The sequence below is a fragment of the Phocaeicola faecicola genome (assembly GCF_013618865.1).
Lineage (GTDB): Bacteria > Bacteroidota > Bacteroidia > Bacteroidales > Bacteroidaceae > Phocaeicola > Phocaeicola faecicola.
Genome location: NZ_JABSOE010000012.1, coordinates 58875 through 76894 on the forward strand (window position 1 = coordinate 58875; position 18020 = coordinate 76894).

Annotated in this window: 12 protein-coding genes; 5 read left to right on the plus strand and 7 right to left on the minus strand. The window is 44.0% G+C overall.

Features of this window, described 5'->3' with window-relative positions; all coding sequences use genetic code 11:
- Positions 1–141 precede the first annotated feature (141 nt).
- Positions 142–1128, plus strand: a complete 987-nt coding sequence (gene dusB, locus H3001_RS05320; RefSeq protein WP_181214276.1) for a tRNA dihydrouridine synthase DusB — start codon at positions 142–144, stop codon at positions 1126–1128.
- A 46-nt stretch (positions 1129–1174) separates the two neighbouring features.
- On the opposite strand, the gene H3001_RS05325 is transcribed toward dusB, so the two are convergent.
- The 7 genes from H3001_RS05325 to H3001_RS05355 all read right to left on the minus strand — a co-directional run bounded on the left by H3001_RS05325 (position 1175) and on the right by H3001_RS05355 (position 11959).
- On the minus strand, positions 1175–2233 hold the full coding sequence (locus H3001_RS05325; RefSeq protein WP_181214277.1) for a BT_3987 domain-containing protein: 1059 nt from the start codon (positions 2231–2233) through the stop codon (positions 1175–1177).
- 24 nt (positions 2234–2257) lie between these two features.
- Positions 2258–3499, minus strand: a complete 1242-nt coding sequence (locus H3001_RS05330) for a DUF1735 and LamG domain-containing protein (protein WP_181214278.1) — start codon at positions 3497–3499, stop codon at positions 2258–2260.
- Positions 3500–3501: 2 nt separating this feature from the next.
- Positions 3502–4695, minus strand: a complete 1194-nt coding sequence (locus H3001_RS05335) for a glycoside hydrolase family 18 (RefSeq protein WP_181214279.1) — start codon at positions 4693–4695, stop codon at positions 3502–3504.
- Between the two features lie 18 nt (positions 4696–4713).
- Entirely contained in the window at positions 4714–6396 is a 1683-nt protein-coding gene (locus H3001_RS05340) for a SusD/RagB family nutrient-binding outer membrane lipoprotein (protein ID WP_181214280.1), read from the minus strand.
- 12 nt (positions 6397–6408) lie between these two features.
- Positions 6409–9414, minus strand: a complete 3006-nt coding sequence (locus tag H3001_RS05345) for a SusC/RagA family TonB-linked outer membrane protein (RefSeq protein WP_246368497.1) — start codon at positions 9412–9414, stop codon at positions 6409–6411.
- 563 nt (positions 9415–9977) lie between these two features.
- Positions 9978–10958: a phosphatase PAP2 family protein gene (locus H3001_RS05350; protein WP_219915842.1), complete on the minus strand. Its 981-nt coding sequence runs from the start codon at positions 10956–10958 to the stop codon at positions 9978–9980.
- A complete protein-coding gene (locus H3001_RS05355; protein ID WP_181214282.1) occupies positions 10949–11959 on the minus strand; it encodes an NAD-dependent epimerase/dehydratase family protein in 1011 nt (336 codons plus the stop codon). Before H3001_RS05355 ends, H3001_RS05350 begins: the two co-directional genes overlap by 10 nt.
- Positions 11960–12151: 192 nt before the next feature.
- On the opposite strand from H3001_RS05355, the gene rnr reads away from it, so the two are divergent.
- The 4 genes from rnr (at position 12152) to H3001_RS05375 (ending at position 17840) form a co-directional block, all read left to right on the plus strand.
- Complete coding sequence (rnr, locus tag H3001_RS05360) at positions 12152–14302, plus strand: ribonuclease R (RefSeq protein WP_181214283.1); 2151 nt, start codon at positions 12152–12154, stop codon at positions 14300–14302.
- Between the two features lie 326 nt (positions 14303–14628).
- Entirely contained in the window at positions 14629–16233 is a 1605-nt protein-coding gene (pckA, locus tag H3001_RS05365; RefSeq protein ID WP_181214284.1) for a phosphoenolpyruvate carboxykinase (ATP), read from the plus strand.
- A gap of 201 nt (positions 16234–16434) precedes the next feature.
- Positions 16435–17244: a glycosyltransferase family 2 protein gene (locus tag H3001_RS05370; protein WP_181214285.1), complete on the plus strand. Its 810-nt coding sequence runs from the start codon at positions 16435–16437 to the stop codon at positions 17242–17244.
- 182 nt (positions 17245–17426) lie between these two features.
- Positions 17427–17840: a GNAT family N-acetyltransferase gene (locus H3001_RS05375; protein WP_317170754.1), complete on the plus strand. Its 414-nt coding sequence runs from the start codon at positions 17427–17429 to the stop codon at positions 17838–17840.
- Positions 17841–18020 lie beyond the last annotated feature (180 nt).

The window sequence follows — 18020 nt, forward strand, 5'->3', positions numbered from 1 at the left end:
TGCAAAGGTAGCTATTTTTCCGTAATTTTGCAGTCCGGTTGATTCATATCCTCCCGGAATTGCAATAGATTAACACAGAAAGGCGGGCCGGAGCAACTCCAACAGAAACTGTCCTGCCTGCCGGAAAACCCATAAAAAAGCATGAAGATCAGAAACATAGACTTAGGAGAAAAGCCTGTATTGCTGGCACCCATGGAAGATGTAACCGACCCCGCGTTCCGCCTGCTGTGCAAGGAATTCGGAGCCGACATGGTTTACACGGAATTTGTATCGAGCGATGCCCTGATACGTTCCGTAGGAAAGACATTGCTTAAACTGAATATCAGCGAGGCCGAACGCCCGGTAGCCATACAGATTTACGGAAAAGACACCGACACGATGGTGGAAGCCGCCCGTATCGTAGAACAGGCCCAGCCAGACATTCTCGACCTGAACTTCGGTTGCCCGGTGAAGCGGGTGGCCGGAAAAGGAGCCGGATCGGGCATGCTGCAGAACGTCCCCAAGATGCTGGAGATTACCCGTGCCGTAGTCGATGCGGTAAAGATTCCCGTGACGGTAAAGACCCGACTGGGCTGGGATTCCGAATCGAAAATCATTGTGGAACTGGCCGAGCAGCTGCAGGACTGCGGTATCGAAGCTCTGACCATCCACGGACGCACCCGTGCACAGATGTACACCGGAGAGGCCGACTGGACCCTCATCGGGGCCGTGAAGAACAACCCCCACATGCGGATTCCCATCATCGGCAACGGCGACATTACCAGTCCCCAGCGTGCCCAGGAGTGCTTTGACCGCTACGGAGTGGACGCCATCATGATCGGCCGTGCCAGCTTCGGACGTCCCTGGATTTTCAAGGAGGTAAAGCATTACCTGACCACCGGAGAGGAACTTCCTCCATTGTCCTTTAAATGGCGCATGGACGTACTCCGCCGGGAGGTAGCCGACAGCGTCAAACTGCTGGATGAACGTAGGGGCATCCTGCACGTACGCCGTCACCTTGCGGCCTCTCCCCTGTTCAAGGGCATTCCCAACTTCAAGGATACCCGTATCGCCATGCTCCGTGCCGAGACCCTCGAGGAGCTGAACCAGATACTGAACCACATCGAACAGACGTTCGGTGGTGAATAATACAATAAAAAAAACTTGTTTCAAGTTGAAACAAGGTTTTTCACTATTATCTTCCGCTCAAGACCCGAACTTCAGTTATATCAGCATAATAATACTGCTCGCCATAATCCACATAAATCGGAACAAACTCTTTCAAACGGATTGCATTTATGACAACAGGTTGTCTAAACTCCAAAAAAGTAGTTGAATAATACCGGTCAATCTGTACTGTACCCTGGTCTATCCAAGTATTACCTCCATCATCAGAAACTTCCACAGTTACTGATTTAAACTGCTTATTTCTTCCAGGAACATTCAATACAACAGCTTTTACATTAGCCATGTTGAATCGGATATCAAGATAAGCCCCACTTTGGTATCGGACATACCAAGAGTCGTCCGTTCGTCCATCTGTCAAACGGGTACTTGCCCGTTCTGCTTCATAATTAGAACTACAGGTCAAAGCCTCTCTTTCAATAAGAACTCCACCCGAAAGATCTCCGGAAGGATTCAATACCACATTGTTACCCACAGGAATTTGCGATTTATCCCTAAAAGTAACCGTACACAAATAATATCCTCTGACAACAGCCTTTTCCTTATCAACCGTATAAATGATAGGGAGTACATAAGGATGGGACGGATCAAGATTTTTCATTTCCTCTTTATTCAGTGCTATCTCCACATCAATGCTTTTCTCGCCAGATGCAATCACCGCAGCTTCAGAAGGGAAAGAATAAACTCCGGCAGGCAGCAAAGTGGTCAAGCCTTTCACAACCGTAGGGTATATCTCCGGAGCATTCTCAGGTGTCATTAACTCCACTTTCACAGGAAGAGCCTCTTCCTGCACAAGCGAACGTTTAATAGTCAGTGTCAAAGAAGCAGGCATCATCAAGTCTCTGACAGTCTTGTCCTCATTCAAGTCTCTCAGTATTTCCAAATCAACCCGATCTTCAGCTGCATAGACATAGTTATGATATACATCCACCGGAGGCAACTTGTCTCGTTCCCCCTTTTCCGGCTTTTTCACATCGTACGTATCATCAAACTCCAGAACAACCGGTTCTCTATAGCATGATGAAAATCCAAGCCCAATGGCCAGCAAACAACAAATAATATGTTTCATATTCCTAAGTTTTTATCTCTTTGTTTATTCAGGGAAAGTAAATTCATCGTTGAAATGATAAGTTCCCTTTCGAGTAATAATCCAATCCTGTTCTTTTCCCGGAATTGCATTATTAAAATCTCCATTTAAAGGCATATTCAGAACCAATCCTTCAGAAGCCGGATCCACTGCCCACATTGTTTCTCTGATTTCTCCCGCAGACAATGCTTTGGTCCAAAGTCTGAAATCTCTTACATAGCCGACAAACGCACTGTTTCCAATAAAGGCACGTGGCCACGGCTGTGATTTTCCTGGCAAATCATATGACATGGCAAGCTCTCCATCGACATAAAAACGAACCTCGCACAATCCTTTTTCATTATCCTTAGATGTCATAGCCAAATTATACCATCTGTTGGCCTCAAAAGAATATTTTTCAAACTGCTTCTGATTGAAACTTCTTTTGCCTCCTGCCGGGTCAAACAATGTAAAGCTATCGGCTCCATACAGACAATGGTATCCCCAATCTTCATTCTTATCACGCTTATTGAAATATATCCACCCTGTATTACCTCCGCCTATCATATCAAATCTGACAAATACCTGATAGGTCCATTGACTGAAATCCAAGTCTTCTTCAATCGGAGAAGTTGATTCACTCTTATACCACATCTGAACTCCGTTCCGCTCCAAGTGAAGAACTTTCGATTTTATTTTCCGATTCAGAAAAAACATACCTACATTGCCTCGAAACTGTATGCTAACCTTATCACCTTTCACATTCTCAATACGAACCGGAACCACATAATTCTTAAACGCCGGCAACGCCTCCAGATGTTTATTGCCTTCATCGTCTATAGTTTCCTTTACCATCGACTTCACATTGACCTTTACATTGGCTCCATATTGCCGTGGCTGTAATTTTATATCCAAGCCTTTTCCCGCCACAGTCTTACCTTCGGGAGTAATGTACTCCAAATCATATGCCTCCTCAGGCAGCAATTCAAAAGAAGTATTGTTTTTCTTGTTGTATGCATCAAGGAAATCTTTATCAACTATCACCCTCATCTCGACTTCAGAAGACAACAGATTAGATACCCTAGGAGTGAAAACCGAATTTCCTCCCTGTTCATCCACAGCAAAAGACTGCTGTGGAGAAGAAGTAAACTCCTCTATATAGACCACTGAATGTTCCATTTGATCCATTTCCGTGATTTCAGGGAGATTCGTACAGGAAGCCAATCCCCCCAGTACCACACATGTTATAATATTATATAGTTTCTTCATAATCATTGATTTAATATATTCTCAATCTGATTTTCATCTACCTTTATTCCTTCGGAAGGATTCATTATCTGGGTTACACTCTTTACATATTTATAATTCTGAGCAGCTTCCAGTTCTATGTGATAAGCTCCCCAGCCACCGTAATTTCTTTCAGCCACCATCTTAGCTTTTACCTCACAACCAGCCAGATTGCCTTCTCCCGGAGATTTTCCACCTTGCTTCCAGGCTCCTGCCATTTCAAACTCATCACAAGTGATATACTTTTTCCACGAAAAATCTTTGATAGCATTTACATTCCTGAACTCATGATTAGGCTCCTTGCCGAAATAATTCTGATTAAGGAAATAGTCAAAATAATCTCCCATATCCCCAAAACGACTAGCCAAATCACGGACCTCACCATCAAACAGAAATAACGTACCGGTATTGCGCGGGTTATAATCCGTAACTTGCTTGGGACCGAAGTTCTTGCCCATTTCCCTGATAAAAGCCTTTATCGGGGCACTCGATTCCCCTCCGGTACAATTCTGATACAAATTATGACAGCCCCCACCATGATTTCCAACATTAGGCTCCCAGTCAATGTCATATCCGTTAAAATGATGTTTCTTTATAAACTCGGTCAGTTCCTGCGCATAAATGACTGCCTTTTCCTCGCTGGTCCGGCCTTCATGCCTTCTGTCGAAATCTTCTACTCCTCCGGGAAGACCCAGTCCGGATGTACCTACCTGCCAGCATAGCAATACCCGTAGTCCTTTTACCTCCTGTGCATACTTCAGATCGGCCCACTTGGAACTGTTCTCCTCAAAAGGAGCCGTACCTCCCCATATAGACACCGCATCCACACTATCAGGAAGATTACTCAAAAACGATTCGGGTATACCCTCTGTTGCCGACCATCCGCCAAACCATCCATACACAATTTTATGATCCGAATTCTTATAATCTCTCAGTGCTTTATAATAAGCATCATACATCTCGGCTACTCTCTGATTATACATTCTGTCAGATTCGTCCTGTCTCTGTTGTAACTGTCTTTCCTTGGCCCATTTCTCCATGTCACGTGCACGAAGCTGTCCCAGAATATCCTCTGTTTCTACCGATATATTCTTTATTTCATTGGTGCAGGCACACATTCCCCACACCAGCACACCTTTCAGCAATAAAGAAAGGATATTATTGAAAAATCTTCTCATATTCAATTCTGTTAAATATTAATTTAAAAGAGGATTAACATCCCACCATAGGCGAGCATTGCAATCGTCAACTCCCGAACTCAACAATTGTTGTGCCTTGATTACATTCTCCCTGTTCAGTCCATCATATTCACTCTTAGGGAAAGTCATCCGGCGCACTCCGCGTTTATATCCGTCGGATTCCATCACATTACCATGAGCCGCATCCGTTCTATTCACAAATACAGGGACCTGTCTGGGATATCCTGTACGCCTCCATTCGGTCCATGCTTCCTGCCCGTCGGGGAACAGTGCAATATACTTCTGTGTAATAATCTTTTCCAACTTCTGTTCATTTGATGAAGCATCACTCCAACTGACTGTTACGGCAGAAGGACTTTCAGCATTGTATTTAGCCATTTTAATATCTTCATATCCGGCAGGGCGTGCAGTCGACCTCAAGTAATTGGCCGGTAATGTAACCTCATTTTCCTTGAATGACATAGTAATTCCATCTTCGTATAACTGTTGAGGATTTCCCTGAATCAGCCCGAATAAAGCCGCCTCAGCCTGAAGGAAATATACTTCAGAAGCCTTGAACCAATACACCGGTGTCTCATTCTTCACATTCGGAACAGAATAATCCTTATAGAAATCGGCACTGGGAGATGTCGGGATACCAGTACGGACCGCCTTCAGATACGAATTACTTTTGTCACTTTCGTGCCGAGCAAAAAGTGTCCAGGCTCTAGGGTCATTATATCCTCTGAGATATGAATAAATAGTAGCTCCCATACGACAATCATCATACGCATGCCACAGCAGTTCAAGTGAATTAATGAAAGGCTGTTCTGCCGAAGACTTCAACATAGCCATATCGGCGACCTCCGTAATAACTCCTTCCGGATTGGCCACAGCCTGTGCAGCCCATTTCCTGGAAAGTTCTTCATCGACATATCTTACACGTACAGCCAGGCGCAACATCAAGGAATTAGCCAGACGAATCCACCGCTGTACATTCCCATGATATACCGCATCGAAACGTACCAGTGAAGCAATATTGGCTCCTCCTTGTCTCTGGTACTCACTCAATGTCTGTACAGCCGCCTGAAGTTCCACAAAGAAACTTTTATAGATATCCTCCTGGCTGTCATAAGGCAGTTTCAAACTTCCCTGTCCCATCCCTTTATAAGGTAATGGTCCGTAAGTATCCGTCGCCCTGTGAAGGCCCATAATCTTAATAATCTGTGCCACCGAGAAAATCGCCTGGTCAGAAAGAGCCTTTTTCTGATAAGTCACAGTTCCATTTTCCACCTGTTTAACATGAGTTTGGTCAAGAATCTGTATCCATGGATTCACAATATTGGTATAGAAAGTAGAAAAGGCATAATTAACCCATCCTTCTATAAGATAATTTGTAGTAAAGTTTGCCCCTCCGTTAAACTTGTTGTTCATCGGCGACATGTATCCGGCCCAATTATCCGCAGCCAGATTGATGGCTACCTGATAGCGGTTGGGCAAATCAGTACCTTCCCCTTCACTGCTCCGGGTAGGAATAACCCTTTTTTCAAACTCCATAAAATACGCTCCTGCCGCTACCCCATCAGTATTCTTATGTTCATCGTTCGGATAAAGCGGATTGGTATTGATTTCCTCATACCCACTCAGACAAGAGTTCAACAGCAGAGGAAGTACAAACAATATTTTATATATCTTTCTCATATCATATATTTCTTACAAATTAATCTTTATACTTGCACCCACACTTCTTAAGCTAGGCACCATGAAGAACTCCGATGTATAGCGGAAAGATTTAGTATTGGCCGCTATTTCCGGGTCGTATGGAGCCCGATTGTAGAACATTATCAAGTTCTTTCCAAACAAGGAAAAAGTCACTCCCTTCACCCAATTCTTCAAATACTTTCCATCCAGATGGTAGCTGAGAACCAGTTCCTGCAGACGAATATTAGTAGCATCATAAGTATAATAAGCCATCTGTTCATGAATGGTTTCATAATACATTCTTGCATCATACATATGTCCGCCAACTTCCACACCTCCACGGTCTCTGGCCTGTGCCGATTCTTCAGAAACTCCATATGCATTCAGATATGACTGAGTAGCAGACTGTACTATACCTCCAAAACGTGCATAAATCAATACTCCCAGGCTTACCGGACCATAACGGAAATCATTACGCCATCCCATTGTAAAATCCGGATCGGAATTTCCCATCAGAATCCGCTGTTTGTCATCAATTTCAAAACGGCTTCCATCCTTTGTAGGAATCAGTCTGTTATTTTCATCTCTCTTCAACACTCCCTTAACAACAATATCCCCCATCGAACCATTCTTTCGGATATTGTTGGACAATTTATCAAGTGCTACAGGCTCTCCGGTAACTGGATTTTCATATTTATCCACCAGATTCAGGATTTTATTCTCATTCTTCGTAAATGTAACATAGGAAGAAACGCTCAACTTGTTCTTCTTCTGTTTCAAGAACTGATCTTCATACCCCAGACTGAGTTCCACTCCCCGGTTGCGTACATTACCTGTCTGTACATAAAACCCGGTATATCCCGATGTTTCCGGCAAATCAGCCAGAAATGTCTGATTATAAGTATTGGAATGGTAAAATGTAGCGTCCAGATGCAGTCTGTTTCCAAATCCCTTGAAATTCAATCCTACCTCAAACGATTTTGTACGCTCGGCCTTGAAATCAGGGAAGGGATAAATACTGATGGGCTTAAGAGTTCCTCCTTCAATCTTGTAAGTGACCGTCCCCGGAGTAAGCCCGGTAAAACTGATAGGAGATCCCACTTCGGTATACGAACCGCGAAGTTTCAGATAATCAATGAAAGAAGGCATGCGCAGCATCTGTGACAACACTCCCGACAATCCGACCGAAGGATAAAATACCGAAGGTTCGCGAGAGTTTACCAACTGTGAGGGCCAGTCATTTCTTCCGGTAAGTGTCAGGTAAAGATAATTTTTGAATCCCAGTTCCATACTTGCAAATGCCGCAATGTTGCGGGTATGCTGATACGATTCTCCGGCCCCTTGCTGGTTAGTAACAAGGTTCGGTGCACTGAACAGGTTCGGAATCAGGTTAAGTCTTCCGCCCACACTGACACCGGTAGTCAGATAGTCTTCATAACTGGCTCCCACATTGGCCGTCAGATGGAACAACGGCAGTTCCGTTCCATCCTGAAAATAACTGCCAAACGATTTGTTGACGTTTACCATTACATCGGCATAAGTTTGTCTGAATTCTTCCTGATTATTCCCATAAGTTCCCTTTGTTCCTTGAGACAAGGTCTCGGTAGTAGAAGCATACAATTTCTTCGTGTCTTTCGAATATGTATTATCAATACGGCAACGTCCTGCAATATTCAACCACGAAGTCACGTCATAAGCAAGGCTAGTAAAAAACATATAACGTTTTCTATGCGACTGGTATAACTCACGGTTGACTATCCAATATGGATTTTCCGAGGTGATGTTACCGATTTTTCCACCATACGGCCAGTACTGCTCAGAAATATTTCTGATAGGATTATAATGTTCAAAGACCTTAATGTCTTCAAAATTGTCTCCTCTTGGAAACAAATAAAGCGGAAGAAGCGGGTTTCCATATCCCCCCTGTGAAAACATATTCTGATGTCCCTGAATCACAAAACTCACACTCATATCCCAATGCAGTTTATCATCCAGAAAATTCGCTGTATTACGTCCCGTAAAATTATACTTATACACTCCCGATGTAGGTACGATACCTTTAGAATTTGTAGAAGCGAAGGAAACATAAGTCTGATTTCTGGCATTTCCCATAGAAGCAGTGGCTGCTGTGGTAAACAAAGTTCCAGTTTTAAAGAAATCCAAAGGAGAAAAGTCCGTAGGCTTATCCAACAGGTTACCCCAGGAACGCTCGTCTCCTTCTGCATGTCCATAACGGTTCTGAAAACGAGGGGTCACAAACGGACGGGAAATTTCCGCAGAAGAAGAGAGTGTCATGGAAAACTTTCCTTCCTTTCCTTTTTTAGTGGTAATCAGTATTACCCCATTAGCAGCCGCAGCACCGTACAGAGCCGCAGCTGAAGGTCCTGTCAATGCTGAAATGCTTTCAATATCTTCGGGGTTGAAGTCAGAAATACCTTCTCCGCCACCGCCTCCTGTTGCTTCAAAAGCATCTCCAGAAGTAGCTTTTGTCTTATTACCCACAGGCATACCGTCTACTACATAAAGCACATTATTACTTCCGGATATGGACTTTGAGCCTCGCATAATCACTTTGGTTGCACTACCAGCTCCTGCAGCTCCTGACTGAATGTTGACACCGGCAATTTTTCCTGTAAGCGAATTTACAAAATTCGCATCTTTAACCTGAGTCAGTTGCTCTCCCTTGATACGCTGCACATTATAAGACAATGCTTTTTCATCACGTTTGATACCTAATGCGGTAACTACAACGTCATCCAACAACTGCGAATCCTCCTTCAGGGTAATCTTCAGATGTTTCTCAGTTTTTACGGTCATTACCTGAGACACATAGCCGACATAAGACAATTCTACCGTGTCTCCTTTTTCAAGACGTAATGAAAACTCACCATCTAAACCGGTAATGGTTCCAACTGAAGGACGATTAGTTACCCGAACACTTACTCCAACCAAAGGTTCTCCATGTTCATTAACAACAGTCCCTGCAAATTGGATGGACTGCTCCTGTACGTTTGCCAATGCCGTGACTGATTTCTCATTGCACTCAGATGCACATAAAAGATGCGTGCTAAAAGGTGAGATAGAAAAAACAGTACATAGCAATACTTTACCAAATACAGTTTTCATAAAAATTTAATAAATAATTTAGTTTAGGTTAACATTGTTGCAATCTATACCAGCGTATAAATTTCAAAGTATTAACTAAGGAATTATAAAATAGTAAATTAAAATCTTTTTAAGATTAATATTTATATTTAAGACTGTAACGCTATACGTATCAAAATTATATTATTTTATGTTTAATTTACCTAAATGCTTATGCAATTTATATACAATTATTATCTATCAAACTACCATTAAATTCCCTATGAATAGAAATGCTCACATTCATTATCTTTCTTTTCCCGAATCTAAATTTAAACAAAAACCGCCCGACCTCACCATTCTTTCAAACAGCGAAGCCCAGCGGTTATTTATAAATCTCCAATAAAAGATAATTAAATACAAGCCGGTATATCAGTCATAAGCAAAGCAACCTTATTTAACCATAATCTTTTTCTTGGTCTCAACAAAAGCAACTCCTATCCCATCAGCTTGAATGCCGGCGTGATGAACCAACGCTCGTACAAATGACTGGAAAGACGGTAAATGAAAAATGCAGAGATAAAACCGGCCAGCGCGTCAATGAGATAATGCGCCTGAATGTATACCGTAGCCCCGCACAACAGCAGGTAGAAAGGGAGCAACAGGTAAGCCAGACGGCGGTTGGCACGCCATGCCATGATCATCGTGATGGTAGAGATACCGACATGCGAGCTCGGGAATGCCGCCGTAGGACGCTCTCCCACCTCCTGAGAGGCTTCTACCAGCTTAAAGAAGAATCCCTGATCGTATCCGGGACCCGACAACAGATAGTGGTTGTTATTGAAGTAATCCCCAATGGCAGGAAACACACAGTCGTTTACCTTGTCCATGCCGATGGCAGGAAAGTAAAACTGCGGACCGGCCACGGGCACCAGGATATAAAACAGATAGTATATGAAAAAAGAAGTGACCAACACAAAACAGATTTTCTCAAACCACTCGAAGTGCCTCAGAAAATAATACACCACTACCACCAGTATCATGGGATAATAGAAGAAATACCCCATATTCAGCGGTTCACTGAACCAGACCGAAGGACAGTGCTTGCTGAACTCCACTGCCGGCTGACATCCGAACAGCAGCTGTTCGGCATGAGCAAACACATGATCCAGATTAGGGAACAGACGGTTGAACTCGTACGTATCCGGATACCAGTAAGCCAGCAGTGACATCTGAAACGCCATGCGCACAAAAGCCGTCAGCCGGCACGGGAACGACTGGTACAGATAAATCAGCACAAAAGTCACCGCCACGATTCCTACCCGCTCCAGCAGCATGGTGTCCGGATGGTCCATCCGCGGCAACAGCAACAGGATCAGAATCGTAGTCAGAGCATTATAAATCAGGCTGATTGTTTCTACCGCAAACAATCCCCTTCCGCTTTCCACACGTTCAAACAGTTTTATATTTATAGCCATCCTTCCTTCTTATACCATGCGACAATTTCCTTTACACCTCTCTCCAGCGGGTATTCCGGACAGTACCCCAGTTCGTTTCTCAACGGATTGATGTCGCACTGCCAGTTGCGCTGCTTCATGATCTGATACTTGTCCGGATTCAAGGTACTGGTACGCCTCATCCACTTGCATACCGTTCCGATGACCGCCGACAAGACATACAATACCGGCAGCGGACAGGTAAACCGTATCCACCAGGGATTTCCCAACTCCTTACGGATCAGGTCAGAGAAAGTACGGCTGGCATACACCCCTCCGTCGCTCACAAAGTACGACCTGCGTACGGTATGTTTCTCTACCGCCAGGTAAACCGCCTGCACCAGGTCTTTCACATACACGAACGTAATATCCTGCCTGCGGAATCCGGCTGCAAAATCCACATGGTTCCGGATGGACTTGACCATCAGGAAATAATCTTTCTCACGCGGACCATACACTCCGGTAGGACGGAAAATGACATATGGAAAATCTTTCAGCTGCTGCAGGTATTCTTCCGAATGCAACTTGCTTACCCCATAGGCCGTATTCGGACAAGGAGTATCCGTCTCCCGGATAGGCTCGTAACTCTTCTCATGAATCGGGCCGAACACACTCAGCGAACTCAGGTAGATGAACTGCCGGGGCACCATGTCCAGCCGCATCAGTTCCTCTACAAAATGACGAGTAGCCCAATAGTTGCCCATCTCAAAATCGGCCTTCTCCAGGCATTTGGTTACTCCGGCACAATGGATAATGCAGTCCCATCCTCCATGCGCTTCCTTATGATGCGCCAGCTGCGCATGCAGCCGGTCGGAATCCATCAGGTCCAGTTCGGCAAAGCGGATCCGCTCATCCAGCAGATAAGCCCGGCTGCTGCTGCGGCGCACTCCGGCCCAGACCTGAAAGCCCCGCTCCAGCGCCCCTTCTACCAGAAAACTTCCGATGAATCCGCTGGCTCCTGTTACTAATATCTTTTTTATCATGAAATTACAGTACTTACTATACGAAAAATGCAAAGGTAATAGTTTCCCTCTTAAAATAAAGAAAGTTATTGACGCTTTATTCCATTTATTTTGCTTACTTTGTAGTAATGATTCATTTCAGGCCTTTCCCTACACGGAAATCTCCGGGTAACTACAGAGAAAGGCTGAAAAGCAGAAATAAACAACAAGATTATGGCTAAAAAGAAAAAAGAAAAAAAAGGCGGAAAACGAATGAAAAAGAAAGAACTGGCGGAGCTGCTGGTCAATTATTTCCGCATGAGGCCAACAGAAAGTTTTAGTCTTAAGCATTTATTCGGAGGATTAAATCTTACCACTCACCCGCTCAAGATGCTTTGTGCAGACACGGTACAGGAAATGGTAGAAGACAGTTTCCTGATAGAGACCGAAAAAGGGCGTTATAAGCTGAACGACAAAGGACAGATACTGACCGGTACTTTTGTACGCAAGAGCAACGGCCGCAACTCTTTCATTCCGGACGACGGAGGAGAACCGATAGTGATTGCCGAACGGAACTCGGCACATGCCATGAACAACGACAAGGTGAAGATTGCGCTCTGTGCCAAGCGTCGCCGTCATGACCTGGAAGGACAGGTAATCGAGATTCTGGAGCATGCGGACAGTACCTTTGTAGGTACGCTGAAGGTCAGCAAGAACTACGCCTTCCTGCTGACGGAAACCAACACACTGGCCAATGACATTTTCATCCCGAAAGACAAGCTGAAGGGAGGAAAAGACGGCGACAAGGCAGTTGTAAAAATTACCGAGTGGCCCGAGAATGCCAAGAATCCGTTTGGCCAGGTCATCGATATTCTGGGAAAAGCCGGTGAGAACACTGCCGAGATGCATGCCATCCTGGCGGAATACGGACTGCCGTATACTTATCCGCAGGCCGTAGAGGCAGCCGCAGACAAGATTCCGGCAGAGATTACACCGGAGGATTATGCCGAACGGGAAGACTTCCGCGATACGGTAACCTTCACCATCGACCCGAAGGATGCGAAAGACTTCGACGATGCCCTCTCCATCAAACAGTTGAAACCCAATTTGTGGGAGGTCGGCGTACACATTGCCGACGTATCACATTATGTGAAAGAAGGAAGCATCATCGACAAGGAAGCGGTCAAGCGTGCCACCTCCGTATACCTGGTAGACCGGACCATCCCGATGCTGCCGGAACGGCTCTGCAACTTTATCTGCTCACTCCGTCCGAACGAGGAAAAGCTGGCCTACTCGGTCATCTTCAACATGAACGACAAGGCAGAGGTCAAGGATTACCGCATCCGCCACACCGTCATCAAGTCGGACCGCCGCTTCACCTACGAAGAAGCACAGCAGATCATCGAAACCGGTGAGGGAGACTACAAGGAAGAAGTGCTGCAGCTGAACCGCCTGGCCCAGATACTCCGTGAAAAACGGTTGGCTGCCGGAGCCATCAACTTCGACCGCTGTGAGGTGAAGTTTGAAATCGACGAACAGGGCAAACCGCTCAGTGTATACTTCAAGGTATCAAAAGAAGCCAACAAACTGATTGAGGAATTCATGCTGCTGGCCAACCGTACGGTGGCCGAACACATCGGAAAGGTTCCCAAGAACAAGAAGGCCAAGGTATTCCCTTACCGTATACACGACCTGCCCGACCCTGACAAGCTGGACAACCTGAGTCAGTTCATTGCCCGCTTCGGCTACAAGATACGTACAGGGGGCAGCAAGACCGACGTATCGAAGTCCATCAACCGCCTGTTGAGCGACATCGAAGGCAAGAAGGAGCAGAACCTGATTGAAACGGTTTCGCTGCGCGCCATGCAAAAGGCCCGCTACTCCATTTACAACATCGGACACTACGGACTGGCCTTTGATTACTATACCCACTTCACCTCTCCTATCCGCCGTTATCCGGACCTGATGGTACACCGCCTGCTGACCCGGTACATGGAAGGAGGACGGAGCGCACAGGCCGACAAGTACGAGAACCTGTGCGAACACAGCTCGGCCATGGAACAGACAGCGGCCAGTGCAGAACGTGCTTCCATCAAGTACAAACAGGTGGAATTCATGGGAGCGCACATCGGCAGCGTGTTTGACGCCGTCATTTCAGGAGTGACCGAATGGGGACTCTATGCCGAAATCAACGAAAACAAGTGCGAGGGTATGATACCGATGCGCGACCTGGGCAATGACTATTACGAGTTCGACGAGAAAAATTATTGCCTGATCGGACGCCGCCATCACCGGAAATTCAGTCTGGGCGACCCGGTAAAGATCAAGGTAGCCCGTGCCAACCTGGAAAAGAAACAGCTGGATTTCACCCTTGTCGACGAATAACGGCAGGAGAAGCCACAAAGATACGGGAGGAAGAAAAGACATCCGGGAAACTACCGGCTTTCCGGATGCCTTTTCCGCCCCTCACACAGGAATGAAGATACAGAAAACTACCTAGTTGCAAAGTCGAAATTGCAGATTTGTTATACAAGTATAAATCTTTCAATCATTACGGATTTTTTTCTGTAATAACTTCTTCCAATCAAAATAAACTACTAATTTTGTAGCGTCTAAAAAGAAAAGGTGTTTTAAAGCATATTTTCTTACAGACGCTGGATTTAGCAAAAATTAAACATTTGATATAATAACCAAATTAATCATTTGAAACAATGGCAAATTTAGATCTTACCAAATACGGTATCACTGGTACCGTAGAAATCTTGCACAATCCTTCATATGAAGTATTGTTCGCTGAAGAAACAAAAGCTGGATTGGAAGGCTTTGAAAAAGGTCAGGAAACTGAACTGGGTGCAGTAAACGTAATGACTGGTATCTACACTGGTCGTTCTCCTAAAGATAAATTCTTGGTAAAGGATGCCACTAGCGAAAACACTGTATGGTGGACATCAGAAGAATACAAAAACGACAACAAGCCTGTAACTACAGAAGCTTGGAAAGTTTTGAAAGACTTGGCTGCTAAAGAATTGTCAAACAAGAAACTTTATGTAGTTGACGGTTTCTGCGGTGCTAACGAAGCTACTCGTCTGAAAGTTCGTTTCATCATGGAAGTTGCATGGCAGGCTCACTTCGTAACTAACATGTTCATCCGTCCTTCTAAAGAAGAATTGGAAAACTTTGAACCTGACTTCATCGTTTACAACGCTTCTAAGGCAAAAGTTGAAAACTACAAAGAACTGGGTCTGAACTCAGAAACTGCAGTAGTATTCAACCTGACTACTAAGGAACAGGTTATCCTGAACACTTGGTACGGTGGTGAAATGAAGAAAGGTATGTTCTCAATGATGAACTACTTCAACCCGTTGCGTGGTATCGCTTCTATGCACTGCTCTGCAAACACTAACATGGACGAAACTGAATCAGCTATCTTCTTCGGTCTGTCAGGTACAGGTAAAACTACATTGTCTACTGACCCGAAACGTAAGTTGATCGGTGACGACGAACACGGATGGGATAACGAAGGTGTATTCAACTACGAAGGTGGTTGCTACGCTAAGGTTATCAACCTGGATAAAGAATCAGAACCAGATATCTACAACGCTATCAAACGTGACGCTTTGTTGGAAAACGTTACTGTTGACGCTGAAGGTAAGATCAACTTCGCTGATAAGAGCGTAACAGAAAACACTCGTGTTTCTTATCCTATCTATCACATCAACAACATCGTTAAACCGGTTTCTAAAGGTCCTCACGCTAAGCAGGTAATCTTCCTGTCAGCTGATGCATTCGGTGTATTGCCTCCAGTATCTATCCTGAACGAAGAACAGGCCCAGTACTACTTCCTGTCAGGATTTACTGCTAAGTTGGCTGGTACAGAACGTGGTATCACTGAACCGACTCCGACATTCTCTGCTTGCTTCGGTGCTGCTTTCTTGAGCTTGCATCCTACTAAATATGCAGAAGAACTGGTTAAGAAGATGAAGATGACTGGTGCTAAGGCATACTTGGTTAACACTGGTTGGAACGGTACTGGTAAGCGTATTTCTATCCGCGATACTCGTGGTATCATCGATGCTATCCTGGATGGTTCAATCGAAAAGGCTCCTACTAAGACTATCCCTTACTTCGATTTCGTAGTTCCTACAGAATTGCCGGGTGTTGATCCGAAGATCCTGGATCCTCGCGATACTTACGCTGATGCTTCTGAATGGACTAAGAAAGCTGAAGACTTGGCTGGACGTTTCATCAAGAACTTCGCTAAGTTTACTGGTAACGAAGCTGGTAAGGCTCTGGTTGCTGCAGGTCCAAAATTGTAATCTGAAAGGAAATACAATATAGGAGTATCCTTAACTTAAATATTATAAGCCAACTGATCTCATCAGTTGGCTTATTCTTTGTTTTAGGCATGGTGAATTTAATCATATGCATATAGATTAATCTCTTTTTCGGTATCATACATTTTCGCTACTCCATCCGAGTACCGCCTATCAATAATAATTTTACACCATACGGAATATATGAATGATTTAGTTTCTATAATTATCCCTTGTTATAATCAAGCAGATTACTTACCTGAAACATTAGAATCTATTATTCAGCAAACTTATCCTGACTGGGAGGCAATCATTGTAAATGACGGCTCACCAGACAATACAGAGGAAATTGCCCTTCAATACACTCAGAAAGATTCCCGGTTCAAGTATTACAAGAAGGAGAATGGAGGACTGTCTTCTGCACGAAATTATGGTATTCATAGAGCAAACGGAAAGTACATTATCCCTTTGGACTCCGACGACCTGATCGCCCCTACTTTTATTGAAAAAGGGATAAATTTTTTTCATTCTAACCCGGAATACACACTGTTCTGCTGCCTTGCCCAATTTTTCGGAGCCAGAGACGGTGTTTGGGAGGCCAGATACACTGGCTATAAAGAACTGTTGATCTCGAATTCGATAGTCTGTACTTCAATGTTTAAGAAAGACGACTGCATAAAGATTGGAGGCTATGATGAGAACAACCGTATCGGCTTTGAAGACTGGGAATTTTATATCAGACTCTTGTACAAAGACCAGAAGGTATATCAGATACCAGAGCCTTTATTCTTGTATCGGATTAGGCAGGGAACGATGACTGCCAGCTGCAATCAAAAGGAAAATAAGGACTTTATATATCAATATATTTATAGAAGGCATCTTGATAAGTACCTTGAATATTTTGAGAATCCGATAGCCATCTTGCAAAAAAACGAATATTACAAGAGTAAGCTTCAAAAATATTACAATAAATGGTATCGAAAAGTGTTTTACTCAATATTCAGAAAAAAATAATTCCATAATGTGTACGTCTTAAGAGATACGCCACATAGAATTATCTGCTACACAAACATTCTTACAACACAACCAACATGCATGAAACAAGTAATATAAGACAGGAGGTCTTATCTTTTTTAAAGGAAATTGATTAGGATTTTATTCCGTCATTATCCAGTAAGGTAAATCTGGAAGAATACATCGATAAAATATTCGAAAAGGCAAATCTGATTTGCTATTTTTCTCCCAACGGCACCCTTATCGGACTGATCATTTTTTATTGCAATAATACCGAGACACATAAAGCCTATATCTCATTGGTGGGAGTACATAAAAACTTCAGAAGGAAAGGCATTGCTAAAAAAATGATGGAAAAATGCATTGAGTTTATAAGTCGGCAAAGATATCCCATCATTGGAATACATTCCAACAACCCTACAGCTATCCGGCTGTATACGCAGCTTGATTTCAAGATTGTGGAAGGGGGGAGCAGAGTGTATATGGAATTGACATTACCGGAAAATGAACTGCCGTCCAGCGTAGGCTCAGGAGAAGAGTTGTCTGCTTTGACCGACGCTCATGGAGGGATAACCGGATGCCAGGTCATATTGTAATTTTCAGATTGTCTGTATTTCAATATAGAGAAGGTTACAGATAAAAAAAGAAATGAGGCTGTCTCAAAATACTTTGAGATGGCCTTTTTTGTGTCTGCAAAAAAAATCGGGCAAGCCCTAACTTCACTAAGTCAGAACTTGCCCGTTTCCCTAATTTTTTGTATCTTAGGGAATCAAACT